Annotated in this window: 25 protein-coding genes; 14 read left to right on the top strand and 11 right to left on the bottom strand. The window is 55.4% G+C overall.

Annotated features, from left to right (window positions below):
• The first annotated feature begins 11 nt into the window (after positions 1-11).
• Complete coding sequence (locus C1J03_RS22135) at positions 12-791, top strand: carnitinyl-CoA dehydratase (RefSeq protein ID WP_114888548.1); 780 nt, start codon at positions 12-14, stop codon at positions 789-791.
• Between the two features lie 63 nt (positions 792-854).
• The gene (locus C1J03_RS22130) at positions 855-2,105 is read left to right on the top strand and encodes a glycosyltransferase family 4 protein (protein WP_114888547.1); all 1,251 of its coding nucleotides are present in this window, start codon (positions 855-857) and stop codon (positions 2,103-2,105) included.
• A 31-nt stretch (positions 2,106-2,136) separates the two neighbouring features.
• Here C1J03_RS22130 and C1J03_RS22125 read toward each other — a convergent pair whose 3' ends face one another.
• The gene (locus C1J03_RS22125; RefSeq protein ID WP_114888546.1) at positions 2,137-3,243 is read right to left on the bottom strand and encodes a polysaccharide biosynthesis/export family protein; all 1,107 of its coding nucleotides are present in this window, start codon (positions 3,241-3,243) and stop codon (positions 2,137-2,139) included.
• A gap of 159 nt (positions 3,244-3,402) precedes the next feature.
• Between C1J03_RS22125 and C1J03_RS22120 the strand changes: the two genes are divergently transcribed.
• The 8 genes from C1J03_RS22120 to C1J03_RS22085 all read left to right on the top strand — a co-directional run bounded on the left by C1J03_RS22120 (position 3,403) and on the right by C1J03_RS22085 (position 12,129).
• A complete protein-coding gene (locus tag C1J03_RS22120) occupies positions 3,403-4,260 on the top strand; it encodes an NAD-dependent epimerase/dehydratase family protein (RefSeq protein WP_162798634.1) in 858 nt (285 codons plus the stop codon).
• The gene (locus C1J03_RS22115) at positions 4,257-4,871 is read left to right on the top strand and encodes a sugar transferase (RefSeq protein WP_114888544.1); all 615 of its coding nucleotides are present in this window, start codon (positions 4,257-4,259) and stop codon (positions 4,869-4,871) included. The genes C1J03_RS22120 and C1J03_RS22115 overlap by 4 nt, the downstream gene beginning before the upstream one ends.
• Positions 4,872-5,019: 148 nt before the next feature.
• Positions 5,020-6,900, top strand: a complete 1,881-nt coding sequence (locus C1J03_RS22110; RefSeq protein WP_114888543.1) for a polysaccharide biosynthesis protein — start codon at positions 5,020-5,022, stop codon at positions 6,898-6,900.
• Between the two features lie 122 nt (positions 6,901-7,022).
• Positions 7,023-9,185, top strand: coding sequence for a YjbH domain-containing protein (locus tag C1J03_RS22105; RefSeq protein ID WP_114888542.1), 2,163 nt, complete (start codon positions 7,023-7,025; stop codon positions 9,183-9,185).
• Complete coding sequence (locus C1J03_RS22100) at positions 9,182-9,886, top strand: YjbF family lipoprotein (RefSeq protein WP_114888541.1); 705 nt, start codon at positions 9,182-9,184, stop codon at positions 9,884-9,886. Before C1J03_RS22105 ends, C1J03_RS22100 begins: the two co-directional genes overlap by 4 nt.
• A 149-nt stretch (positions 9,887-10,035) precedes the next feature.
• The gene (locus tag C1J03_RS22095) at positions 10,036-10,272 is read left to right on the top strand and encodes a hypothetical protein (RefSeq protein WP_114888540.1); all 237 of its coding nucleotides are present in this window, start codon (positions 10,036-10,038) and stop codon (positions 10,270-10,272) included.
• Positions 10,273-10,392: 120 nt separating this feature from the next.
• On the top strand, positions 10,393-11,259 hold the full coding sequence (locus C1J03_RS22090; RefSeq protein ID WP_114888539.1) for an SDR family oxidoreductase: 867 nt from the start codon (positions 10,393-10,395) through the stop codon (positions 11,257-11,259).
• A gap of 81 nt (positions 11,260-11,340) precedes the next feature.
• Positions 11,341-12,129 (top strand): ion transporter, encoded by a 789-nt coding sequence (locus tag C1J03_RS22085; protein ID WP_114888538.1) that lies wholly within the window; start codon positions 11,341-11,343, stop codon positions 12,127-12,129.
• Here the strand turns inward: C1J03_RS22085 and dxs are convergent, their stop codons facing one another.
• The 5 genes from dxs to C1J03_RS22060 all read right to left on the bottom strand — a co-directional run bounded on the left by dxs (position 12,130) and on the right by C1J03_RS22060 (position 16,535).
• Positions 12,130-14,058, bottom strand: coding sequence for a 1-deoxy-D-xylulose-5-phosphate synthase (gene dxs / locus C1J03_RS22080; protein ID WP_114888537.1), 1,929 nt, complete (start codon positions 14,056-14,058; stop codon positions 12,130-12,132). It abuts the gene before it with no gap.
• A gap of 9 nt (positions 14,059-14,067) precedes the next feature.
• Positions 14,068-14,949 (bottom strand): polyprenyl synthetase family protein, encoded by an 882-nt coding sequence (locus C1J03_RS22075; protein WP_174234486.1) that lies wholly within the window; start codon positions 14,947-14,949, stop codon positions 14,068-14,070.
• A gap of 9 nt (positions 14,950-14,958) precedes the next feature.
• Positions 14,959-15,201, bottom strand: a complete 243-nt coding sequence (locus C1J03_RS22070; protein ID WP_114888536.1) for an exodeoxyribonuclease VII small subunit — start codon at positions 15,199-15,201, stop codon at positions 14,959-14,961.
• Positions 15,202-15,327: 126 nt separating this feature from the next.
• A complete protein-coding gene (locus C1J03_RS22065) occupies positions 15,328-16,029 on the bottom strand; it encodes a response regulator (RefSeq protein ID WP_114888535.1) in 702 nt (233 codons plus the stop codon).
• Positions 16,026-16,535: a MarR family winged helix-turn-helix transcriptional regulator gene (locus tag C1J03_RS22060; RefSeq protein ID WP_114888534.1), complete on the bottom strand. Its 510-nt coding sequence runs from the start codon at positions 16,533-16,535 to the stop codon at positions 16,026-16,028. Before C1J03_RS22060 ends, C1J03_RS22065 begins: the two co-directional genes overlap by 4 nt.
• Before the next feature lie 164 nt (positions 16,536-16,699).
• Here C1J03_RS22060 and C1J03_RS22055 point away from each other — a divergent pair, with 164 nt between their 5' ends.
• The gene (locus tag C1J03_RS22055) at positions 16,700-17,569 is read left to right on the top strand and encodes a branched-chain amino acid aminotransferase (protein ID WP_114888533.1); all 870 of its coding nucleotides are present in this window, start codon (positions 16,700-16,702) and stop codon (positions 17,567-17,569) included.
• A 30-nt stretch (positions 17,570-17,599) separates the two neighbouring features.
• Here C1J03_RS22055 and C1J03_RS22050 read toward each other — a convergent pair whose 3' ends face one another.
• Complete coding sequence (locus tag C1J03_RS22050) at positions 17,600-18,268, bottom strand: helix-turn-helix transcriptional regulator (protein WP_114888532.1); 669 nt, start codon at positions 18,266-18,268, stop codon at positions 17,600-17,602.
• A gap of 103 nt (positions 18,269-18,371) precedes the next feature.
• Here C1J03_RS22050 and C1J03_RS22045 point away from each other — a divergent pair, with 103 nt between their 5' ends.
• Positions 18,372-18,824, top strand: a complete 453-nt coding sequence (locus tag C1J03_RS22045; RefSeq protein ID WP_216825881.1) for a hypothetical protein — start codon at positions 18,372-18,374, stop codon at positions 18,822-18,824.
• A complete protein-coding gene (locus tag C1J03_RS22040; protein ID WP_114888531.1) occupies positions 18,817-19,689 on the top strand; it encodes a DMT family transporter in 873 nt (290 codons plus the stop codon). The genes C1J03_RS22045 and C1J03_RS22040 overlap by 8 nt, the downstream gene beginning before the upstream one ends.
• Positions 19,690-19,702: 13 nt before the next feature.
• Here C1J03_RS22040 and cobO read toward each other — a convergent pair whose 3' ends face one another.
• Genes cobO through C1J03_RS22025 form a run of 3 tightly spaced genes read right to left on the bottom strand, consistent with a single transcriptional unit; the run spans position 19,703 to position 21,724 of the window.
• Entirely contained in the window at positions 19,703-20,296 is a 594-nt protein-coding gene (gene cobO, locus C1J03_RS22035; protein ID WP_114888530.1) for a cob(I)yrinic acid a,c-diamide adenosyltransferase, read from the bottom strand.
• Positions 20,297-20,307: 11 nt separating this feature from the next.
• A complete protein-coding gene (locus tag C1J03_RS22030; protein ID WP_114888529.1) occupies positions 20,308-21,285 on the bottom strand; it encodes a DMT family transporter in 978 nt (325 codons plus the stop codon).
• 46 nt (positions 21,286-21,331) lie between these two features.
• Positions 21,332-21,724 (bottom strand): DM13 domain-containing protein, encoded by a 393-nt coding sequence (locus C1J03_RS22025; RefSeq protein ID WP_114888528.1) that lies wholly within the window; start codon positions 21,722-21,724, stop codon positions 21,332-21,334.
• A gap of 137 nt (positions 21,725-21,861) precedes the next feature.
• Between C1J03_RS22025 and C1J03_RS22020 the strand changes: the two genes are divergently transcribed.
• Entirely contained in the window at positions 21,862-22,455 is a 594-nt protein-coding gene (locus C1J03_RS22020) for a TetR/AcrR family transcriptional regulator (protein ID WP_162798633.1), read from the top strand.
• On the opposite strand, the gene aroC is transcribed toward C1J03_RS22020, so the two are convergent.
• A complete protein-coding gene (gene aroC, locus C1J03_RS22015; RefSeq protein WP_114888526.1) occupies positions 22,452-23,552 on the bottom strand; it encodes a chorismate synthase in 1,101 nt (366 codons plus the stop codon). The genes C1J03_RS22020 and aroC overlap by 4 nt on opposite strands.
• Between the last annotated feature and the right edge of the window lie 2 nt (positions 23,553-23,554).

The following is a 23,554-nucleotide window of genomic DNA, read 5'->3' as shown; positions in this document are numbered from 1 at the left end:
AAGGAGACCCCATGGACCCGATTGAGACCCGCCGCGAAGGTGCCATTCTGGAGGTGACGCTGGACCGGCCCAAAGCCAATGCGATTGATTTGGCGACGTCGCGGATAATGGGCAAGGTTTTTGCCGATTTTCGAGATGATCCAGAATTGCGTGTGGCGATCGTAACAGGTGCTGGGGAAAAGTTCTTTTGCCCTGGTTGGGATCTAAAAGCGGCGGCGGATGGTGATGCCGTTGATGGGGACTACGGCGTTGGTGGCTTTGGCGGATTACAAGAGTTGCGCGGTCTGAACAAGCCGGTGATTGCCGCGGTGAATGGGATTGCTTGCGGTGGTGGGCTGGAGCTGGCGCTGTCGGCGGATATGATTTTGGCGGCTGAGCACGCGACATTTGCATTGCCTGAAATCCGGTCTGGTACGGTCGCCGACGCGGCGAGCATCAAGCTGCCCAAGCGCATCCCTTACCACATTGCGATGGAGCTTTTGCTAACGGGTCGGTGGTTTGATGCAAGTGAGGCCAAGGGTTGGGGTCTGGTGAACGAAATTCTTCCTGGCGATCAAGTTATGGCGCGCGCATGGGAATTGGCGCGGCTTCTCGCGTCTGGCCCACCGTTGGTTTACGCCGCAATCAAAGAGATCGTGCGCGATGCCGAGGATGCAAAATTTCAGGATGCCCTAAACCGCATCACGCAACGCCAATTGGCGTCTGTTGATATTCTGTATGGCTCAGAAGACCAGCATGAAGGAGCGAAGGCCTTTGCCGAAAAGCGAGATCCGGTCTGGCGTGGGAAATAGCTTTGCCAAGCTGGGGCGGCCAAGGGTATTAGGGCAGTTGAGGCTAAGAACAGGACGCTTCCGATGAATATTCTCTTTGTGCACCAGAACATGCCGGGTCAATACCGAGAGATGGTGCAATGGCTCGCCGCGCAAAAGCAGCACCAAATATATTTTCTGACCCAGCGCCAAAAGCCCCCTAGCTTTGAAGGTGTCGAAACGCGGATTTACAAGACGCACCGCCGCCCTGCCAAGGATGCGTATGGCTTGAGCAAAGTTTGGGAAGAATGCAGCGCCAATGGCTATGGTGCGATCCTTGCTGCGCGCCAGATCGAGGCCAAAGAAGGATTCAAGCCGGATATTATCATTGGGCATGTCGGCTGGGGTGAACTGACTTTTTTCAAAGAACTTTGGGCGGATGTCCCGATCATCGGATTCTTTGAGTATTACTATAGTGCCACAGGAGGGCCGGTTGGGTTTGACCCAGATGATACAGTGTCTGAACAGGCTCCGTTTATGATGCATGCGCGCAATGCGGTGCCGGTTATGAACCTTCAGACCGTTGATAAAGGCGTCAGCCCAACCCTGTGGCAGCGCAACCGCTTTCCGAGCAGTTTCCACGACAAGCTTTATGTGTCGCATGACGGCATTCGCACCGATTTGTTGAAACCCAAGCCGACGGTAAAACTGCCGTTGGGGCGTTTGGGTCGGGAGCTGACGCGGCAGGACGAGGTGGTCACATATGTGACCCGCAATCTTGAACATACGCGCGGGTTCCACATCTTTATGCGGGCGTTGCCCGAAATTCTTGCGGCGCGGCCGAATGCGCGGGTGCTGGTACTGGGCGGCAATGATGTTTCTTATGGATCAAAAGTTGCAACGCCCGGAGGCCTGCGCGCCGAAATGGAGGCAGAAGTTGGGGACCGAGTCGATTGGGACCGGGTGCATTTTCTGGGGCAGGTGCCGTACGGGGATTATCAACGGATCATTCAGGTCAGTCGCTGTCACATCTATTTGACGATGCCGTTTGTGCTTTCATGGTCGCTGCTTGAATCGATGTCGATGGGGGCGACTGTTGTGGCCTCGGACGTGGCCCCTGTGCGTGAGGCGATCACTCATAATGAGACGGGTCTGTTGGTCGATTTCTTTGATCCCGCAGCCCTCGCCGCTCAGGTTGTTGAGGTGTTGGAAAAGCCCAAGGCGTATGAACACTTGGGCAAGGCGGCACGGCAACATGTGATAGAGAATTACGATTTCCTGACCAAATGCCTGCCTGAGCATATCGCTGAGATCAACGCGCTGGTGCCGGCAGGTAAGCAGATTGAGATACCTTAGCTTACGAGCCTCACCAGATCGACTGTCGAACTTAGTTAAGGATGGCCACTAGGCCTGCTGTCGAGCCTATCAAGCGAAAGATGGTTTGGGCACTGGCGACAGGGCTTTCTGTAGCCAAGAGCACATCGCCTGAGTTGATGGCAAAGTTACGTGCCGAAAAGAGACCGTCTGATTTCGTTAAATCAAGGGTAAAGATGACACGTTGTTTGCCCGGGCCGCCACCATCGGTCTGCACCGCGCTCGCAGGGTATTCGCGCAGTATCAAGAGGCCTTTTGGGTCTGCTCGGAGGTCGTTTAAACCGCCGATGGTCGACAAGGCATCAAGCGCAGAAACGCTGTCGCGGTTGAAAGGAAACTGATTTTCGAGGCCGGTCGCGCCCAGCGATAGAAAATAACGCTCGTCCGCTTCGACGATAACCTTGTCCCCGCCCTGCAGGCGGGTGTTCAAACTGGGGTCGTCATAAAGGCGGGAAATAGAGGTACCGTAAATATTGCCGCCGCGCACAATCTTTACCTGCGGGTTATTCAGGGTATCGCGTACGCCCCCCGCGGCCGAGATTGCAGCTAATACGGTGAAATTTTGATCCGGTAGTTTGACATTTCCCGGTATGGCAACGCCGCCGACCAGATCAATTGAATTCACACGCCCTTCGGACATTTGAAGCTGAACCTGAGCGGACGGTACAATCGCCTCAAGCTGGCGTTGGACCAATTGGCGCGCGCTATCTGGCGTCCGACCAGAGACCCTGATCTTGCCAATGTAGGGCACAAAGATTGAACCACCTTCAGAAACGCGCATCCCAGAGAGCGTCGCGACCCGTTGGTCAGGAGCCGTCAGCAGTGAGTTCTCACCGCTGTCCCAGATGAACACATCGAGTGTATCGCCGGGTTGGATGACTTGTGCAATTGATCCGGCTGAAGAGTTGATCCAGTGGCGGTGCTCTTCGCCTGTGAGGGGCCATTTCGCTGCGGTTGGCAGGAACGCCTTGGTCACTGGGTAGACGGCAAAATCAGCTTCCGGATTGTTGGCTCCGCGCAGTACTTCGGCTTCAAGTGCCGCTCCGCGCGGCAAGCTCCCGCAGGCGGCTAGGCTGAGCGCCAGCAAGACACAGGTGATCCGTGGAAAGAAAAAACCCATATTAGTAGTACCGCTTTATTTTTCTTCCATACTTGGGGGACATACGAAACAGTGCTTTTTAAGGCCTTATTGCCTTATCCGGATGCACTGCGGCGCAAAAACACCACCCCCAGTTGGAATTTTCTTTTGGGCAAGATACTTGCTGTGCTCATGAGGTCAATGATTTCAACCAAAAGCGGCGAATTTTTCGCCAAGAAACGCCCAGTGCTTTTGCTTGGGGGCGCTGGGCGTCTGGGAAACGTTCTGCGAACGCATTGGCCGGATGAAGATGACTTGGTGTGGCAGGGCCGCAAGGCCACAGACGCGCTTAGCATTGATATTCTTGCTGAACCCGAGGCTTTAGCGGAGGCTGCTGCAGGCGCGCGGGCTGTTATATGCCTCGCAGGCATCACGCCAGCCTACGCTGCGCGCAGTGGAGATGCATTGTCGCTCAACGTTGATTTGGCAATGGCGGCGATCCGGGCGGCGGGGCCAGCGCGGGTGTTTCTGGCATCTTCAGCAGCAGTTTATGGGGCACAAGCTGGGCGTCACTGTGAGACAGATGCCGTCGCGCCGGTGTCGGAATATGGCGCGGCCAAGCTGCAGATGGAGCAAGCAGGGCTGGAGCTGGGTGACCAACTGGGGACGCCGGTGACCAATCTGCGGATCGGCAATGTAGCGGGCGCGGATGCGATCCTTGGCGGGTGGCGTGAGGGCATGATGATTGACGCCGTCGCAGGAGCCACGCCCCGGCGCAGTTATATCGGTCCTGTGACCTTGGCGCGGGTGATGGCGCAGCTGAGCGTGGCCGAAGAAGTGCCACAGACGTTAAATATTGCAGCGCCTGGCGTCGTTGCGATGGGCGATCTTCTGGATGCAGCCGGGCTTGCATGGCAACCGCGTAAAGCGGGGCCTGAAGTGATCCAAGAAGTCTTGCTGGACACCGCTCGACTTGAAACGATTGTGAAATTTGCGCCGCATGAACGCTCCGCCGCCGGGATGGTTGCGCAGTGGCGTGCCAAAAAGGAAAACGTATGACTTGGCGCAAGCGCATCTTTGATCTGTTCTTTGCCAGCTTGTTGGTCATAATTTTAGGTCCAATCATACTGTGGTTGGTTTTCTATATCTGGCGCAAACAAGGTGGCCCGTTGTTCTATGTTGCGGAGCGGATGAAGGGGCCAAATGAGCCATTTAATCTGCTGAAATTCCGAACCATGAGTGTGGTGGAGGACGATCAAGGCGTGTCAGGTGCACATAAGGCGTCGCGGGTGACACCCTTGGGTGCCAAGCTGCGCGCCAAGCGGTTGGATGAGTTTCCGCAGCTTTGGAACATCTTGCGAGGGGACCTGAGTTTTGTTGGCCCACGCCCGCCCCTGCGTGAATATGTGGAGCGGTTTCCCGATCTTTATACCGAAGTCCTTAAATCGAGACCGGGAGTGACGGGCCTTGCCACGATCCGTTTTCACAAACACGAGGACCGCTTGCTAAAGCGCTGTAAGACGCCAAAACAAACCGATGATGTCTATTGCCGGATTTGTGTGCCACGAAAAGCGCGTTTGGATCTGATTTATCAACGCCACCAAAGCACGTGCTATGATTTTGATCTGGTTTTCCAAACCATTGGCAATCTATTCCGCCGGGAACGATAACCAAGCGTTGCGCGATAGGCGCAATTTCTATCCGATGTGCGCAGGGCCTGTGAAACCCGGACGAAATGCCATAGGTTAATTGGATTATTGTGGTGACCCGCAAGCAATGCGAATTGCACGGGATTTGAGGCGAGGTCGAAGCGGCATTATGCTGGACTGGATCAAGTCGCTCAGCAAAGCGCAAAAGCGCGCGATCATGCTGGCGGCAGACTGTATTTTGTTAGTCGTGGCGTTGCTATTCGCCTTTGCAGCCCTTGGGTTGGATGTAGGTGTATCCGGGGCTTTGCTGGGCTACCTGCCGGTGTTGCCTTACATGCTGGCAAGTGCTGTGGGCGTGTCATTTTGGCTCGGCATCAGCTCAATTCGGCTCAATGCCTATGAGACAGCTGCCGTTGGCCTAACCGCTGTATTTGCGATGTTCATGACCACGGCGTCGATCACGTTTTCCAATGTAGCCGGGTTGGGTCTGCCATTGGGCACGCACCTGGTGTTCGGGGCTGCATTTTTTGGTCTTGTGGTGGTCAGTCGTGCGGTTTTGTTGCAAGTAGTGCTGGCGATTTATCGGCGTTCTGCGCCGCGTAGCCGAGTGCTGATCTATGGCGCGGGGACGACCGGTACGCAGTTGGTATCGGCATTGCGCAGCCATGAGAATATCGAACCCGTTGCCTTCGTCGATGACAATCAGGCGCTCCACGGGCTGAACGTTGCGCGCCTACCGGTGTACACGCCGTTGCGGATTGCGGAGATCGCCAAGGAAAAACAGATCGACCGCGTCCTGCTGGCCGTACCTTCGCTGAGCCCGCCGAAGCAAGCCCAGATCGCCCGGCGGCTTGAGGGTTTGGGGCTTGAGGTTCAGACTCTGCCGTCTTTTGCTCAGCTTGTTGGTGAAGAAGCGTTGGTTGATAAGCTCAAGCCTGTTTCGGCGCAAAAATTCTTGAATCGCGATGAGGTTGATCATGCACTGGGCGATGCGCGCGATTGCTACGCGGGCAAAGTGGTGCTGGTGTCTGGCGCTGGCGGATCTATTGGCTCAGAACTGTGTCGACAGGTATTGGAGTGCGGTCCGACAAAGCTGATCCTTTATGAACTTAGTGAGCTAGCACTATATAATTCGGACATGGAACTGCGCCAACTGGCGGAAGGTGCGGGAATTGAGATTATTCCGGTGCTGGGGTCGGTGACGGACACGCGTCAGGTGCGCAAAGTGTTGACCAATCACAGTGTCCAGGTGGTGCTGCATGCAGCCGCCTACAAGCACGTGCCTTTAGTGGAAGCCAACCCGCTTGCCGGTCTTGTTAACAATGTCTTTGGCACACAAACGCTTGCTGAGCAGTCTGCAAAAGCTGGCGTGGAAAGGTTCATCTTGATCTCGTCGGATAAGGCCGTGCGGCCCGCGAATGTTATGGGCGCTTCTAAACGTCTGGCTGAACTGGTGGTGCAAGATCTCGCGCGCCGGGCCGGGCCCGGAGGTACAGTTTTCTCGATGGTGCGGTTCGGCAATGTGCTGGGCTCATCGGGGTCGGTTGTGCCGCTGTTCCAAGATCAACTGAGCCGCGGCGGCCCTTTGACGGTCACGGATCGGTCAGTGTCACGCTATTTTATGACAGTCCAAGAGGCTGTCCGCTTGGTGCTGCAGGCCAGTGGGATGGCCCAAGGTGGCGAGGTATTTGTGCTCGATATGGGTAAACCGGTGCCCATCATCAGTCTTGCACGGCAAGTGATCGAGAGCGCGGGCTATACGGTGCGCGATGAGGATCTGCCCGAGGGCGATATCGAAATTCTGATCACTGGCTTGCGTCCCGGCGAGAAAATGACCGAAGAGCTAAGCTTGACGGGGGAGTTGATCGGAACGCGTCACCCCAAAATCTTCTCAACGCGCGAGGAGGGCCTTTCTGAGATCGAGATAGCCTCTGCCCTGCGCCGTCTGCGCGAGGCGTTTGTTGCCTGTGATGAAGACATGGCGCGCGGCGTTGTGAAACGCTGGGTGGAGGGCTTTCAGAGCCAGTTTAAGCCTGCGGAAGTTTCCTGACAGACACGCAGATATGTCACGATTCTTCGCTCAGTCCAGCCTAGGTGCAGCGGGCCTGTTGATTTGTCTGGATGGGCAGTGCAAAACCATTGAAAATAAAAAAGACGAGCAGAGGGCATGACATGATCGCGAGACGTGTACGGAACTGGACGGGAGGGACCGCGTGCGCCGCTCTGCTGTGCGCTCCGTTTGTGACTTATGCGCAGGACCCCCAAGATGTCTTTGCGATCCCTGATGCGCCAACGTTGACGTTTTACGGCACCCCCGGCCTGATCGATATGCCTTCGGGCGAGGCGATGCCAGACGGGCAATTTGCCATCGGCATTTCAAATTTTGGCGGCACGACACGGACGACGCTTAGTTTTCAAGCGACGCCGCGTATATCTGCAAGCTTTCGATATGTCGGTATTCAGAATTGGAACGACAACGGTTTCAGTACATACCGTGACCGCAGCTTTGACGTGCGTTTTCTGCTCAACCGCGAAAGCCGCTATTTACCCTCCTTGACCCTTGGTCTTCAGGATTTTGCGGGCACTGGCATTTACGCAGGTGAATTTATTGCAGCGACCAAGAACTTCTCTGGCGGAGGTTTGCGTGGCAAGCTCAAGGTCACCGGTGGTTTGGGTTGGGGCCGTTTGGGCAGCTCGGGCGGTATTGGTTCGCCCTTCGGCTCGACACGCCCGGGCTTTCAAGCAGGCGACACCGGAGGTGAGCCGGGCTTTGATCAATGGTTCCGCGGTGAAGTCGCACCCTTTGGTGGTGTCGAGTGGCAAGTGAGCGACAGCCTGGGTCTAAAAGCAGAGTACAGCTCAGATGCTTACAACCCAGAGACATCACGTGGTGTTTTTACGCGCAAATCGCGGTTTAACTTTGGCGCGGAATATCAGGTTTCTGATGCCGTGCGCCTTGGTGCCTATTATCTTTACGGCTCAGAGCTGGGCGTGAATGTTCAGGTTCAATTGAATCCCAAGCGCCCGTTATCGCCGCTTCGCACGGCCGCGCCGCGCCCCTATGACATCCGCCCGTCCCGCAGCAGTGCTCCCGAAGCTTACAGCGGCGAATGGGCGAAATCCGAAAGCGTTGCATCGACAGCCGTGCGCGATGCCCTGATCCCTCTGCTGGAAGCTGATGGGTTGACCTTGATCGAGGCACAGACGACAGCCAAGACTACAGAGGTCCGGTTCTCGAACTACCGTTACCCAGCGACCTCTGTAGCCGTTGGTCGCGTGGCGCGGGCGATGGCGCGGGTCTTGCCGGCTTCTGTTGATACATTCCGGATCGTGCCCATCGAAGACGGTCTGGCGCAGTCTGTTGTTGTGTTCCGCCGTTCCGATCTGGAGCGGCTTGAGGTGGCACCAAACGCAAGCGATGCATTGCTGGCCGTCTCGAGCGTTGATGATGTGGCCCCGAGCCTCGCAGGCGGTGTGGAAAACGAAGATCTTTATCCTGATTTCGCCTGGTCGATCGGGCCGTATCTAGCTCAAAGCTATTTTGATCCTGATGAACCCATTCGGGCGGATGCAGGCATTCGATTCAATCTTAGCTATAGCCCCGCGCCTGGTTGGATCGTCGCAGGTGAATTACGCCACCGCCTGGTCGGAAACATTTCGGATGGCAGAACCAGTGATTCAGTATTGCCGCACGTCCGTTCGGACGCGGTGCTTTACGCTCAAGGTGGTGATACAACAATTAACCAGCTTTACGTTGCGCGCCAATGGAAACTAACACCAGAAATCTACGCGCGGGTTACGGGTGGGTATTTGGAAAGCATGTTCGGCGGTGTGTCGAGCGAAGTGCTTTGGAAACCGGCTGCCAGCCGCCTGGCAATTGGGGTTGAGGCGAACTACGCGATGCAGCGTGATTTTGACCAGCGCCTCGGCTTCCAAGATTACTCCGTCGCGACAGGCCATGCCTCGGCGTATTACGAATTCGGCTCGGGCTACACAGGACAACTAGATGTTGGTCGCTATTTAGCAGGAGACGTTGGTGCCACTGTTACGTTGGCCCGTGAGTTTGCAAACGGCTGGAAAGTTGGTGGGTACTTTACCCTCACAGATGTTTCGTCTGAAGACTTTGGTGAAGGTTCCTTTGACAAGGGCATTACATTCACTGTCCCAGTGAGCTGGTTCCTTGGTAAGTCGGAAAAGCAAAAGTTGTCGACAACAATACAACCCGTAACGCGTGATGGTGGCGCGAGGCTGAAAGTTCCTGGGCGTCTGTACAATCAAGTGCGCCAGGGACACAGCCAAGCACTGGAGAATACCTGGTCTGGAGTTTGGGAATGACACAGAAAATGCGCTCCCTGCTTGTGGGATTTGCCGCCATCGTGATTCTCGCCGGATGTAGTTCCGAGAATCAAAAAGAGACGCCTCTTCGTGATGTGTTCGCGGGCTCTTTGAAAGAAGCGGTTGGGGATCGGAATGCCGAACTAAGGCCGGTTGTAACTGTGACGCCCAAAATGCTGGCTGAGACTAAGATCGCCGCCTTGCAGGTCAATCCTGAGAAAGCTGGCGGGTCTGATTTTCTACGCCGTGTTGCGCAGCGTCGTGATTCGGTACCCGGCGTAGTAGAAATTTGGAGTTCGTCTGATCGGGCTCAAGTTTTTCTTCGCGGGGGCGTATTGGTGGGCACTCGGGGTGTTGGAACGGATATTATTTCGTCAAATGCTGGTGCGACGGTCAACGCAATTGCACGCAGAGGTTCGGGGGCCGGCCAACGCAGCTATGTTGTGTCCAATGGCGATAATTCTACGACTGAAATCGTTTTGAACTGTCAAATCGACAATCTGGGAACTGAAGAGATAATCATTGTAAACCAATCATTTACGACCTCCCATTTAAGGGAAACTTGTACGGGCGGACCTACAGGCGACACTAACATCATCAACCAATACTGGGTGCAGAACAGCAGTGGGTTGGTCAAGAAATCACGGCAATGGGCTGGCCCGGCATCCGGTTACTTCGAACTGATCTTACTGAAAAACTAGGCAAATCTGCCACACTGGGCGAATTCTTGCGGGTCATTTCACGTGAAGGTTATCTGAAGCGTTGTTTTAGCAGAATTAATACGTTAATAATATTTCCAGACTAATGGGCATTCGTGCCAACCGATTGTCTTAAAACAGGAAATGACAAAATGATGAAAATTATCTCCGCCTCTGCAATTATCGCAGCCATGGCAACTTCTTCTTTCGCCGGTAGCTTGGCCGATCCAATTGTCGACACAGCACCAGAAGGCGTATTTGTACCCGAAACTGGTTCTGGTATTGGCGTACCTGCAATCCTCGGTGGCGCTTTGCTTCTTGGCGCAGTCGCAGTGATCGCATCTGATGATGATGATTCATCTTCGACAACTACAGGTTCAGCAGACTAATCTCTGTACGAAAACCTATTTGATTGACGGCCTCTCCTATTCGGAGAGGCCGTTTTTCGTTTGAGTACTGTCGGGCGGTTCACTCTTGCTGAGGGCTTGATCCAAAGGCAATATCGCGACATGGAAAAAACACTCCTCTCTCTGGGCCACGGATTTTCTGGCCGGGCGTTGGCAGCGCGACTGGTGCCACAAGGTTGGTGCATTGTCGGAACGACCCGCAGCACAGAAAAGCTTGCCGGCATCGCAAAGACCGGCGTTGAGCCATTGCTTTGGCCGGGCAGCGACATCGCGCCGCTGATCGCTGAATTTCCCAATATTCTGGTGTCCGCCGGGCCTGCGCAGGACGGCGATCCAGTCCTTGCCCAGATGCACGCCGCTCTTGCGGAGGCCGCTCCAATGATGCGGTGGCTTGGGTATCTCTCGACAACGGGTGTCTATGGTGATCACCAAGGTGGGTGGGTTGATGAAACCACGCCACTCAATCCTTCAACCAAGCGTGGGCAAGCCCGCATTGAAGCGGAAGCCGCTTGGGCTGCAATTCCCAATTTGCCGCTGCACATCTTTCGGCTTGCCGGTATTTATGGGCCGGGGCGCGGCCCGTTTGCTAAGGTGCGCAAAGGCACTGCGCGGCGGATCATTAAGGAGGGGCAAGTGTTCAGCCGTATCCACGTTGAAGACATAGCCCAAGCTCTTGAGTTGTCGATCGCGGCACCAGACCCAGTTTCGATCTATAACCTCTGTGATGATGATCCAGCACCACCGCAGGATGTCATTCGCCATGCAGCAGAGCTTTTGGGTTTGCCGATCCCACCAGCCGTCAATTTCGAAGACGCAGAGATGACACCGATGGCGCGGAGCTTTTATGCGGAAAGCAAACGTGTAAGGAATGACCACGCAAAAGTGGCATTGGGCTGGGTACCGAAATATCCAGACTACCGTTCTGGATTGGCGGCTATGCTGGCGGCGGACCAAGCCTTAGACGACTAGATGATCGCACAAGGCAATCGCATCTTGTCGCGTCCAGAACGGACCGCCATATAGCAACAAGTCTGATACCAAAGGTGAGCAATGACCCTGCAAGAAAAGCTGACGAAACATCTGGCCTCTGACCGAGTTCGGAACTTCATTCTTGGGATCATCATCTTTAACTCGATCATTCTGGGCCTGGAAACGTCGAAAGTTGTCATGGCCCAAATGGGCAGATTGATCCTGCTTCTGGATGGGCTTTGCCTAGCCATATTCGTGATCGAACTTTTGGCGAAAATCTATGCCTACCGCGGGCGGTTTTTCAAGGACGGATGGAACGTCTTTGATTTCGTTATCATTGGCATTTCACTCGTTCCTGTGGCCCAAGGTTTCTCAGCATTGCGCGCTTTGCGTATTCTGCGGGTGCTGCGCGTGGTCTCGGCTGCGCCACGTCTGCGCAGGGTGGTTGAAGGGTTCATCACGGCGCTGCCCGGCATGGGGTCAGTGTTTTTGCTGATGGCGTTGATCTTTTATATCGGTGCCGTCATCGCCACCAAACTTTTTTCGGATACCTTTCCCGAGTGGTTCGGAACACTGGGCAACTCGGGATATTCGCTGTTTCAAATCATGACGTTGGAAAGTTGGTCGATGGGGATCGTCAGACCCGTGATGGAGGTTTTCCCCCACGCTTGGCTCTTTTTCATTCCGTTTATCATGGTCACGACATTTGCTGTGGTGAACCTGTTGGTGGGTCTAATTGTGAACTCGATGCAGGATGCGCATCATGAGGAATCGAATGCCTCAACGGATGCATACCGAGAAGATATGACTGCCCGACTGACCGCGATTGAAGCGCATCTGGCTGTACTTGCAAAGCAGCGACAGGACTAATTAGGCGCTCTGCACATTGATGCGGCCAATGCCTAAGACGTCCAAAACTTTTGTTTCGATCTGGTCAGCATTCATGCCTGCAGCGGCATACATATCCGTAGGATTTGCATGATCAATAAACGTATCGGGGAACACCATGGACCGGTATTTTAGCCCTTTATCGAACACGCCTTCATCTGCCAACAGCTGAGCGACATGACTGCCAAAGCCGCCAACCGCACCTTCTTCGATCGTAATGAGTGCCTCGTGACTGGCAGCAAGATCAAGGATCAAGTTACGGTCCAGAGGCTTGGCAAAACGCGCATCGGCGATCGTGGGCATGATACCTTTAGCAGCCAGTGCTTCGGCTGCTTTTTCTACTTCCGCCAGACGGGTCCCGAATGACAGGAGTGCGACGCGCGCACCTTTGGTGATGATCCGGCCTTTGCCGATTTCGAGCGCTTGCCCCCGCTCGGGCATCTCAACCCCGTTGCCCTCACCACGCGGAAAGCGAAATGCGATGGGTCCATCGCTATAGGCTGCAGCCGTGGCGACCATATGTTTAAGCTCTGCCTCATCGGCGGCGGCCATCACGACAAAACCAGGAAGATTTGTCAGATAGGCAATGTCAAAAGCGCCTGCATGGGTGGCACCATCGGCCCCAACGAGGCCCGCCCGATCAATGGCAAACCGAACCGGCAGGCGCTGGATCGCAACATCATGGACGACCTGATCATAGCCGCGCTGAAGGAACGTGGAATACAGCGCGCAAAAGGGTTTCATCCCCCCGGCAGCGAGGGCCGCAGAAAACGTGACGCCGTGCTGTTCGGCAATGCCAACATCAAAGCAACGACTTGGGTAGCGTTCGGCAAAAAGGTTCAAGCCTGTGCCATCAGGCATCGCAGCTGTGATTGCGCAAATCTTATCGTCATCGGCGGCTTCTTGCAGAAGGCTGTCAGCAAAAACGCGGGTATAACTTGGTGCGTTGCTGGGGGCTTTTTTCTGCTCTCCGGTGACAACGTTGAACTTGGACACGCCGTGGCCCTTGTCGCGCGCTTGTTCGGCAGGGCCGTAACCTTTGCCCTTTTTAGTCATCACGTGGATCAAGATTGGGCCAGTTGCGCGGGCCTTAACGGTGCGCAAAACTGGCAACAACTGATCCATGTCATGCCCGTCAATTGGTCCGAGGTAGGAAAATCCAAGTTGCTCAAACAAGGTGCCACCTACGGTCATTCCCTTGAGCATATCTTTGGCGCGCTTTGCCCCCTCGCGGAAAGGATAGGGCAACAAGTTAACCGCACCTTTCGCAACTGCTTTGAATTCCTGAAAAGGTTCTTCTGCATAAAGCCGGCTCAGATATGCGGACATCGCGCCGACGGGTGGCGCGATCGACATCTCATTGTCATTCAGGATCACGATCAGGCGCTTTTTCAGGTGGCCCGCATTATTCATCGCTTCGTAGGCCATACCGGCAGACATCGACCCATCACCAATGACTGCAATTGCGTCGCCGAGCCCCTCGGGTACCACGCCGCCTAAATCCCGCGCCACTGCAAAACCCAGCGCAGCGCTGATTGAGGTGGAGCTATGCGCTGCGCCAAATGGGTCATAGGGCGATTCACTGCGTTTGGTGAAACCGCTCAGCCCGTCTTTTTGGCGCAGGGTGCGGATGCGATCGCGCCGCTCTGTCAGAATTTTATGTGGGTAGCATTGGTGGCCCACGTCCCAGATGATCTTGTCGCGCGGCGTGTCGAACACCGCATGCAACGCTACCGTTAGTTCAACAACACCCAGACCTGCGCCCAAATGGCCGCCGGTGACCGACACAGCAGATACGGTTTCGGCGCGCACTTCGCTTGCGATTTGCGTGAGCTCCGCATCATTGAATTGCTTGAGGTCGGCGGGGCGTGTGACCCGGTCCAGCAGTGGTGTGTTCGGCGTATCGGTCATAACGTTCCCTTAGCTCTTGCGGGAAATAACGAAGCGCGCGGCCTCTCGCAAGGTTTCTGCCTCATCCCCGTAAACAGTCAATGCGTCACAAGCGGCATCCACAAGGCCTTGCGCGCGCTGCTTGGCACCATCAAGGCCAAGAAGTGACACGAATGTTGCTTTGCCGGCATTCGCATCCTTACCAACGGCTTTGCCCAAAGTGGCCACGTCTCCTTCAACATCTAGGATGTCATCAGCAATTTGAAAGGCCAACCCAAGATTACGGGCATAGGTTTCCAACGCCCCGGTGTCGGCCTGCGCCATCCGTGGCCCCGCCATTGCGGACCACTGGATCAGCGCGCCAGTCTTACCGTCCTGCAACGTTATGATTTCGTCTAGGGACAAAGGCGCATCGGCTGTTTCTGCTGCGATATCTAACGCCTGACCACCTACCATGCCTCGAATGCCGGCAGCTCTTGCAAGGCTCGTCATAAGATCAAGGCGTCCGGCATCAGGGCAATCGGTTTGTGCCACCAGCTCAAAGGCCAAGGTTTGCAACGCATCGCCTGCAAGAACGGCCGTTGCTTCATCCCATTTGCGGTGGACGGTCGGGCGGCCGCGCCGCAGGTCATCGTCATCCATACAGGGCAAATCATCATGAACTAGGGAATAAGCTTGTATGGCCTCAATAGCCCCTGCAGCAGGTGCTGCTGCCAATGGTGCAATATGGTGAAGCCTTGCAGTCTCGAGCACGAGAAATGCCCGCAATCCTTTTCCGCCTTGGGACGCATACATCATCGCCGCTGCAATCGGCCCGGATGTGCCGTCCAACGCCGCATCGATCTGCACAGAAGCCATGGTGCCCGCAGTCGCCAAAGCGCTCGGGAAAGGTTTGCGTTCCGAAAAGCTCATGACCGGACTTCAGAGCCCTTCGACAGGCGTAGATCCCGTCGGGTTGCCGTCGCCATCCAACGTGATGGCAGCAACCTTTTCTTCGGCTTCTTTCAGCTTGGCCTCGCAGCGCGCTTTCAAGGCCGCCCCGCGTTCATAGAGCGAAATGCTCTCGTCCAATGCCACGTCGCCCCGTTCCAATTGGCCCAAAACCTTTTCCAGTTCGGCCATGGCGGTTTCAAAGTTCATTTCTTCAACGGGGGTGTCGCTCATTGCGGTCTCTCTTTTTACTGTTGGCTCATCATAAGGCTCACTATGAGCCAAGGCCAGACCGCCTTATCCTGCATCGGCCAAAAAATTCTACAGGTTCTAGGCGGGCGGAGCCTTGGTCGTCAGCGCTCAATCATGTGCGAGCATATAGCCAGCGCCGCGCACCGTTTGCAGGTAGCGTGGTTGTTTCGGGTTTGCCTCAATCTTGCGCCGTAGCCGTGTGATTTGTACGTCAACGGCACGTTCTTGGGCCTGGCCGCGGTCCCGGCCTAACTCTTCAACCAGATGCGAGCGGCTTAGTGGCTCACCCGGTTTGGCCGAGAAAATTTTCATGAGCTGCATTTCTGTGGCTGTGAGGCGAACGAGTTCTTCGCCCTGCCACATCTCACCGCGTTCCATATCATAGCGAATGGTGCCGAGCGTCAGCACCTTTGGCGCGCTGTCTTCCGCTGGTGTTTCAGGGATACGCCGAAGAATCGCATTGATCCTAAGCAACAGCTCTTTGGGTTCAAACGGCTTGGCGAGGTAATCGTCGGCACCCGCCTCCAACCCTTCAATCCTGTCGTTGGTTTCACCTTTGGCTGTCAGCAGTAGGATCGGGGTTTGCATGGTTTCACGCAAGGACTTGCACAGTGACATGCCGTCTTCGCCGGGCATCATGACATCCAGAACGATCAAATCAAAATCGAGGCCAGCAAGGATGCGCCGGGCATGCGCGGCATCACGAGCGGCAGTCACCAGAAAGCCGTTTCGCATTAGGAATTTTTGCAAAAGCGTACGGATACGCTCATCGTCATCGACGATCATCAGATGTGCGTCCATTGCGGTCATACGCCGTGCTCCTTCAATCGGGTGTAGCTGGCGCGCATCTCTGGATCCATCATTGCCTCGAGCACTGTGCGAAACCCTGTAACTGCCTCTGGGCCAGCATCTCTGTACGCGGCGCGCATCCGTGCGCGCTGAGCGTCCGATAATGTCTGCTCCAATGTGCGTCCTGTACTTGTTAAATGAAGATGCCTTTCGCGTTTGTCGGCACGGCCGACCGTGCTCTCTACGAGACCATCAGCAATCAGGGTGCGCAAGACACGGTTTAGCGACTGTTTGGTAACCCCAAGGATATTCAGGAGATTGTTTACTGTGGTTCCGGGCGCGCGGTTGATGAAGTAAATGGCCCTGTGATGGGCGCGCCCATATGCCAGTTCATCCAAAATGCGATCAGGATCGGCCGTAAAACCTCGATAGGCAAAGAACATCGCCTCAGCGCCTTGCCGGAGCTGTTCGTCCGTTAAGAACAAAAGCGCTTCACCACCCAAAGTCACCGATGCTCGCCTGTCCATTATGTGCGTCCTACCTAACTGCTTGGCGCAGTTTATGTCAGCGTTGTTGACACTCCAACCCCGAAAGGCTATCGAATCTAAGGTTTGACGCAATTATATGTCTCTAAATCACTATATTTGCGCAATTTTCGTAAAGAGATCTTTGGATCGGGAAAGGAACTATCATGGCTGGCGCTTATAACGACCGGGACGGTCACATCTGGATGGATGGCAAGATGGTTGATTGGCGTGAGGCGAACATCCATATCCTGACCCACGCGATGCATTACGCGTCCTCTGTTTTTGAGGGCGAGCGCGCCTATAACGGCAAGATTTTCAAATCGCGCGAACATTCCGAGCGTTTGAAACGTTCCGCTCAGATGGTCGATTTTGAGATCCCTTATACGGTGGATGAGCTTGAAGCCGCCAAGGTCGAGGTGCTTGCGGCGTCGGGCCTTCAGGATGCGTATGTGCGTGCGATTGCTTGGCGAGGCGCTGGCGAAGATATGGGCGTTGCGTCTTCGCGCAATCCTGTACGCGTGGCGATCGCGGCATGGGAGTGGGGCGCGTATTATGGCGATGCCAAGATGAAGGGCGCCAAGCTCGACATTTCCAAATGGAAGCGGCCTTCGCCCGAAACGATTCCCTGCCATGCAAAGGCCGCCGGTCTTTATATGATTTGCACAATGTCCAAACATGCAGCCGAGGCGAAGGGGTGCTCAGACGCGATGATGTTCGACTATCGCGGCTATGTGGCCGAAGCGACGGGCGCGAATATCTTTTTCGTTAAGGATGGTGAAGTCCACACACCTGAGCCCGATTGCTTTTTGAACGGCATCACCCGTCAGACTGTCGTTGGTATGTTGCGTGATCAGCAAATCACCGTGCATGAACGGCACATCATGCCTGAAGAGCTTGAAGGCTTTGAGCAATGCTGGCTGACGGGTACAGCGGCCGAGGTTACACCGGTTGGTCAAATCGGTGACTATAACTTTGAGGTTGGCAGCCTGACCCGTGATGTGGCCACGCGTTACGAAAAGCTCGTGCGCGAATAAATGAACGGTCGGGTGGGGGCCATTCCCCACCTAACCCGACAGATCTGCGGCGTGCTCAAGGGCCCATGCCTGACGCAATGCCATGCCGCGACCCAAAAACTGTTCCTCCAAAATTTGTAATTCAGTGATGCGATCTGGCCGAAAGTGCCGGAAATCGCGGCGCATTTCGCACCAAGCAGCCAGCACTATGGAATCGTAATAATATATGACGGCGACAGGCAGGACGGTGCGGCGCGTCTGCTGTCCGGTGGCATCGGAGTAATTGAGCGAAAGTTTTCGCTCTGACCTGATCGCTTCGCGGACCTGCGACATGTCGATGCCCTTGGGCACATTTTGGGGCCAGCTTGATGTATAAACTGACGCACTGAACGCCATTGCCTCGGCCAGCTTTCGCGCGGCGCGTTCTGCTGATTGCTGTAATCCTTTGTCGCCGGTTCTAGCGATCATACTCAAACCGACCGTTAAGGCTTCCGCTTCTTCCAAATCGAAGTTCACTGGCGGCAGATCGTATCCGGGCCGCATGATATACCCCACGCCTGCCTCGCCCTCGATTGGCACACGCATCGCCTGAAGGCTCGCGATGTCGCGGTAGATGGTGCGTTTTGTTACCTCCAATGCCTCAGCGATCTGTGCTGCGGTTCGGGGGCTTGGCGCTGCCCTCAATATCTGGATGATTTCAAACATACGGCTGGATCGCATGGATAGGCCTCCTTGGATGATGTTGGGCCTAACACAACCCTGCTGACAGATACATGTCAGCAGTGATTGGGTAGATCCAAGATATCACCACAAGGAACACACCATGACCCAATCAATTCTCCAGCACGGTTTTGCCACCACTCCGATTGAAATGCAGATGATGTGGCTGCTGAAGTTTCAGGCTCCGATAGATGACATCGACCTCATATTTGAGGCCATCACTGACATTGAGCCACTTGCGCATGGAAAGACCAATATGAATGGCTATCGTCATGCGCCAGGACAGGAATATTACCGCCCCCGCGAAGGAACGCCCACTGGTGCAGAAGAAGACATTCGCAAACGCCCCGGCGTAGATGAAATGAGCCTGTTCTTGCCCCGCGATGAAGATAAGCTGCGCCGAGTGATCGAGGCGATCTATGAGGTTCATTGTTATTATGAACCCGTCATCATCGTTCAAGAAGTTCTGCGAAGTCGCGGCAAAGGTTTAGACGACAATAAAAATCCACACCGATGGTGGAACAAAACTGGCGATTGGAAAACCGCGAATGGATAAAACCGCACGTACGCCAGCAGCTGATTACCGGCTGGGCCTGATCCTTGTCACTGCAGCCGCGCTGGCATGGAGTACCGCAGGCCTGTTCACCCGCCTGATCGAGGCCGACACAGGATCGATGCTGTTTTGGCGCGGGCTGTTCGGAGGGCTAGGTATCTTTGCTGTGTCTTTTGGCCTGCAAGGACGCCAGGCATTTGGGGAATTCGCCCGGCTTGGCGTCGCGGGCTGGGGCTTTGCCATCATTTCCGGCGCAGGGATGCTGTGTTTTATCACTGCGCTGCGGCTTACCACTGTGGCGCATGTTGCGATAATCTATGCCACTGTCCCACTTGTTGCTGCGGCTTTGGGGTGGCTGGTACTACGCGAACGATTGTCACGCGGAGCGTTGATGGCAAGTCTTGTTGCGTTGGTGGGCGTGGCGATCATGGTTGGCTTGGGACGCGATGGCGCGCTGCTTGGAGATGTGTTGGCATTTGGTATGACGCTCGCGCTTGCTGCGATGATGGTGATTTCGCGGCGTATTCCAACCCTTCCGATAATGGCCGCATCTGCATTGTCAGCCGGGTTGAGCGGGCTGGCCGCGCTGCCTTTTGCTGAGACACTAGCCGTATCTAGCTCTGATATGGGGCTGCTGATCGCGTTTGGATTGGTCAACTCGGCGCTGGGACTGGCGTTGTTTTCACTGGGCGCGCGATATTTGCCAGCGGTCGAGACGGCGTTGATCACCGCACTCGACGCGCCGCTGGCCCCTGTTTGGGTTTGGATCGTATTTGCCGAGACACCGGGCCGCCACACCTTCCTCGGGGGCGGTATCGTTCTCGTTGCTGTTGCGGTGCATCTGTGGCGTCAGAACCGCTCAGGATGAGAGATCTCTGATGTCAGTAATCCAACCCACGCTGGGCTTTGATGCCAGCCTTGAACGGGTGCTTTACCTCGGTCATCTCGGTAACCAGATCAGCGTAGTTACACAGCTCTGGTTTTGCGTCGCGTCCAGTAAGGATCACGCCGGTCCGCTTGTCACGCGCATCCAGACCGCTGATGACATCTTCGATGGATAGGTAATCGTAGCGCATCGCAATGTTGATCTCGTCCAGGACGATCAAGTCATACTCTCCGCTGCTCATCATTTCGCGAGCTTTGTCAAAAGCGGCTTGGGCAGCGGCGATATCTCGGCCCTTGTCTTGGGTGTCCCAAGTGAAACCTTCGCCCATGGTGGCCCAGGTTACTTCGCCCAAACGGTCAAAGAACTGCCGCTCTCCGGTTTTCCATTTGCCCTTGATAAATTGAACAACGCCGACTTTTTGCTTCCACCCCAATGCGCGGATGACAACGCCGAATGCCGATGACGACTTGCCCTTACCAGCACCGGTATGGACGAGGATCAGACCCTTTTCTGGGTCCTGAAGTTCGGCCACCTTTTTGCGTTGCTCTGCTTGGCGTTCTTGCATCTTTTGCTTGTGATCGTCTGTCATTGGATGGCTCCTTATCCGGGTGTGCCAGCGGGGGGCACTGAGGCTTTTGATTTGCTGCGGTCGAGGCCAAGCTGGCGTTCTCGAACAATGATGAGGACCCCGCCGGCGATTACAAGCGCCGCTCCGATCAGGATCGGGGTAGTTGGGACTTCGGCAAAGACAACCCAGCCAATGGCGCTGGCGAAGATCATGGATGAATAGTCAAACGGCGCAAGTACCGAAGCGCCCGCAAAGCGTAGCGATGATGTCACAAGGATCTGCGCTATACCGCCAATAAGGCCCGCTAGGATCAGAAAGATCAGGGCATTTTGACCGGGTATCACCCACCGCAGTGCAGGCAGGTCCAGTATCGCGCCAATTGGGAGGGTTAGAAAGGATAAGCACGTCGCGGTAAGCGAAAAGTAAAAGACGATTGCCGCCGTATGCTCTGTTTTCACGAGGCGGCGCACGTGAATTTGAACCAGCGCGCGCAAAACGGAGGCGACGAGTATTATGAGGGCCCCAATAGTGGCGGCGGTCCCTAGGCTGCTTTGATCCGCAGAAAGGCGCGGAGCCACCATCACCATGACACCGAGCAGTCCCAGAACCACGGCAGTCAGGCGCACAAGCCGTACACGCTCACCCAAGAATAGAGCGGCAAAAACCACTGTGAACATTGGGGTCGCATACCCGATCGCAGTGACTTCGGGCAGGGGAAGTAGGCCAAGTCCGCCAAAAGTCAGACCCATCGCCAATGTACCAAAAAGGCCGCGCCAGATGTGGCCCATGAGATTTACGGGCACTAAGCCGGTCTTGAGATCATCGCGCTGCCAAAGCCACAGAATGATGATTGGGAAGGCAAAGAATGAGCGAAAAAAAACCGCCTGACCAGCGGGGACAGTGTCTGACGACGCTTTGATAAGCGCCGCCATCACCATGAATAGAAAGATCGCGGCCAACCGCAAAGCGATTGCGGTACTTGGCCGGTTCTGTGTCATTGTTTGCGCCATGCCCTCTCTTGCTCTTCGCCGCAGCAAAGATCAAGAAGCGCTGAGCTTAGCTCAGGCTTGCGACGCCCAGAGGGACGGCGAATTTGAGGCACCAGATATAGACTTCGTTAAAATCGTCCACATTGATTGATGCAGGAACCGTAAAGGTTTGCGAACCCGTGTTGGATTCGAGCAAGCCAACATCGGTGCCTTCCACAAAGCTACCGTTCGCTCCAAAGCCTATGCGGGGGTCGGGTGCGCCGTCCAAAAAGAAGTCAGCTCCCAGCGTTACGGTTGCGGTCCCATCAGCATTTTTGACAACGGTAACGCCGCCAGTGGTCACGTGATCGCTGGCTCCAGTGAAGGTTCCGGCGGTGTCGGCGGCTGCTGTTTGAACCAGTCCAAACACGAGGCTGGTTGCGAGGGCGATTGAGAGAGTTGTGTTGCGTAAGCGGTTCATAGGGCTGTTCCTTTGATGCGTTTTTAAGTCTGATGACGGTTATCTATAGTCGCATTCTCGATTCACCAAGACACGTTGACGTGAGTTGTGTAACAATCGGTTCCAAACTAATACAAAGCCAAGACAGGAGGGCGTTGATGGCACGACCAAGGGAATTTGAAGAGGCAGACGCCGTAGATCGCGCGTTGCAAGTGTTCTGGAAAAGCGGGTTTCAGGATGCGTCTTTGCCCGATCTATTAGAAGGAATGGGACTAACACGCGGCAGCCTTTATAAGGCGTTCAAGGACAAGAAAAACTTGTATCTTAACGTTCTGGATCACTACGAAGTCACCGCAGTGGATACCGGTGTTGCGAAATTGACGGATCCGTCGGGTCCTGACGGGACGACACGCATATTGCGGCTCTTTTCCGGGCTGTCACAAGCCGTCTCAGATGGCGATCAGCGTGGCTGTGTACTTTGTACTGCAGCCGCTGGTCCCGAGATGTCCGATCCAGAAATCGCGGCGGCGGTCCGTCGTGGATTGGCAAAACTGCGCGATGGTATCGAGGCGGCACTCGATGTGTCCGAACGCCATAAAGGGTTCGCCAAGGACGACAAACATGACGTCGCGAATGCGCTATTGGGCCAATATGTCGGGCTCAAGGTTCTTGCGCGCGCAGGCGGGGCAATCGGTATTCTAGAAGGTGCAGATCGCCACGCACGGCTCATTCTTTCGGCGCAAGCTGGTTAGCCAATCGTCCCGAGGTTCTTTCCGATCTGACCTCGGTGCAGCAGAAGATGATCCAAAATCACGCAGGCCATCATTGCTTCGCCAACGGGCACGGCGCGGATGCCAACGCAGGGATCATGCCGGCCTTTGGTGATGATCTCGGTATTTTCGCCAGTCTTGGTGATGGTCTTGCGTGTGGTCAGAATACTAGACGTCGGCTTAACTGCAAAGCGGACGACAACGTCTTGGCCTGTGCTGATCCCGCCCAGAATGCCGCCTGAATGGTTGGATGAATAAACGGGGCCATCCGGGCCCATGCTCATCTCGTCCGCGTTAAGCTCTCCGGTCAGCATTGCGGCAGACATGCCTTCGCCGATCTCAACACCCTTAACAGCATTGATACTCATCATTGCGGCGGCCAAATCGGTATCAAGCTTGCCGTAGACCGGCGCACCGATGCCGGCCGGCACGCCTCGCGCAGTGACTTCGATAATTGCGCCAACGCTGCTGCCTGATTTGCGCAAACCATCTAGGTATGCGGCCCAATCTGTTGCGGCCTTAGCATCTGGCACCCAAAAAGGGTTCTCGTTGATCTGGTCCCAATCAAAGGCCGCGCGGTCAATCTGATGTGGTCCCATCTGGACCATGTAGCCGGTGATTTCGACGTTAGGGGCAATCGCCTTGATCGCTTCGCGTGCCAGCCCGCCTGCCGCAACCCGCGACGCCGTCTCGCGGGCTGAAGACCTTCCGCCGCCGCGGTAGTCGCGAATACCGTATTTCTGGAAATAGGTGATGTCGGCGTGGCCGGGGCGAAATTTCTCTTTGATATCCCCGTAATCTTTGGAGCGTTGATCGGTGTTCTCAATCATCAGCTGGATTGGCGTGCCTGTGGTGACGCCTTCAAAGGTACCTGACAAAATGCGCACTTCATCGGCTTCTCGCCGCTGAGTGGTGTATTTGTTTTGCCCAGGTTTACGCTTGTCGAGCCACTGCTGGATCATACCTTCATCAATCGGCACGCCCGGCGGACAGCCATCGACGGTGGCCCCCAGAGCCGGCCCGTGGCTTTCGCCCCAAGTGGTCACGCGGAAAAGATGGCCAAAGCTGTTGATCGACATAG

This window comes from Sulfitobacter sp. SK012 (assembly GCF_003352085.1).
Taxonomy (GTDB): domain Bacteria; phylum Pseudomonadota; class Alphaproteobacteria; order Rhodobacterales; family Rhodobacteraceae; genus Sulfitobacter.
This window is presented reverse-complemented; position numbering and strand designations above follow the sequence as displayed.

Coding starts and splice junctions, on each gene's coding strand:
- C1J03_RS22085 (WP_114888538.1), top strand. CDS start 11,341: ATGACCCTGCAAGAAAAGCTGACGAAACATCTGGCCTCTGACCGAGTT.
- C1J03_RS22070 (WP_114888536.1), bottom strand. CDS start 15,201: ATGAGCGACACCCCCGTTGAAGAAATGAACTTTGAAACCGCCATGGCC.
- cobO (WP_114888530.1), bottom strand. CDS start 20,296: ATGACAGACGATCACAAGCAAAAGATGCAAGAACGCCAAGCAGAGCAA.
- C1J03_RS22125 (WP_114888546.1), bottom strand. CDS start 3,243: ATGGGTTTTTTCTTTCCACGGATCACCTGTGTCTTGCTGGCGCTCAGC.
- C1J03_RS22025 (WP_114888528.1), bottom strand. CDS start 21,724: ATGAACCGCTTACGCAACACAACTCTCTCAATCGCCCTCGCAACCAGC.
- C1J03_RS22055 (WP_114888533.1), top strand. CDS start 16,700: ATGGCTGGCGCTTATAACGACCGGGACGGTCACATCTGGATGGATGGC.
- C1J03_RS22130 (WP_114888547.1), top strand. CDS start 855: ATGAATATTCTCTTTGTGCACCAGAACATGCCGGGTCAATACCGAGAG.
- C1J03_RS22045 (WP_216825881.1), top strand. CDS start 18,372: ATGACCCAATCAATTCTCCAGCACGGTTTTGCCACCACTCCGATTGAA.
- C1J03_RS22075 (WP_174234486.1), bottom strand. CDS start 14,949: ATGAGCTTTTCGGAACGCAAACCTTTCCCGAGCGCTTTGGCGACTGCG.
- C1J03_RS22040 (WP_114888531.1), top strand. CDS start 18,817: ATGGATAAAACCGCACGTACGCCAGCAGCTGATTACCGGCTGGGCCTG.
- C1J03_RS22060 (WP_114888534.1), bottom strand. CDS start 16,535: ATGGACAGGCGAGCATCGGTGACTTTGGGTGGTGAAGCGCTTTTGTTC.
- aroC (WP_114888526.1), bottom strand. CDS start 23,552: ATGTCGATCAACAGCTTTGGCCATCTTTTCCGCGTGACCACTTGGGGC.
- dxs (WP_114888537.1), bottom strand. CDS start 14,058: ATGACCGATACGCCGAACACACCACTGCTGGACCGGGTCACACGCCCC.
- C1J03_RS22020 (WP_162798633.1), top strand. CDS start 21,862: ATGGCACGACCAAGGGAATTTGAAGAGGCAGACGCCGTAGATCGCGCG.
- C1J03_RS22105 (WP_114888542.1), top strand. CDS start 7,023: ATGATCGCGAGACGTGTACGGAACTGGACGGGAGGGACCGCGTGCGCC.
- C1J03_RS22110 (WP_114888543.1), top strand. CDS start 5,020: ATGCTGGACTGGATCAAGTCGCTCAGCAAAGCGCAAAAGCGCGCGATC.
- C1J03_RS22095 (WP_114888540.1), top strand. CDS start 10,036: ATGATGAAAATTATCTCCGCCTCTGCAATTATCGCAGCCATGGCAACT.
- C1J03_RS22120 (WP_162798634.1), top strand. CDS start 3,403: ATGATTTCAACCAAAAGCGGCGAATTTTTCGCCAAGAAACGCCCAGTG.
- C1J03_RS22090 (WP_114888539.1), top strand. CDS start 10,393: ATGGAAAAAACACTCCTCTCTCTGGGCCACGGATTTTCTGGCCGGGCG.
- C1J03_RS22100 (WP_114888541.1), top strand. CDS start 9,182: ATGACACAGAAAATGCGCTCCCTGCTTGTGGGATTTGCCGCCATCGTG.
- C1J03_RS22050 (WP_114888532.1), bottom strand. CDS start 18,268: ATGCGATCCAGCCGTATGTTTGAAATCATCCAGATATTGAGGGCAGCG.
- C1J03_RS22135 (WP_114888548.1), top strand. CDS start 12: ATGGACCCGATTGAGACCCGCCGCGAAGGTGCCATTCTGGAGGTGACG.
- C1J03_RS22030 (WP_114888529.1), bottom strand. CDS start 21,285: ATGGCGCAAACAATGACACAGAACCGGCCAAGTACCGCAATCGCTTTG.
- C1J03_RS22115 (WP_114888544.1), top strand. CDS start 4,257: ATGACTTGGCGCAAGCGCATCTTTGATCTGTTCTTTGCCAGCTTGTTG.
- C1J03_RS22065 (WP_114888535.1), bottom strand. CDS start 16,029: ATGACCGCAATGGACGCACATCTGATGATCGTCGATGACGATGAGCGT.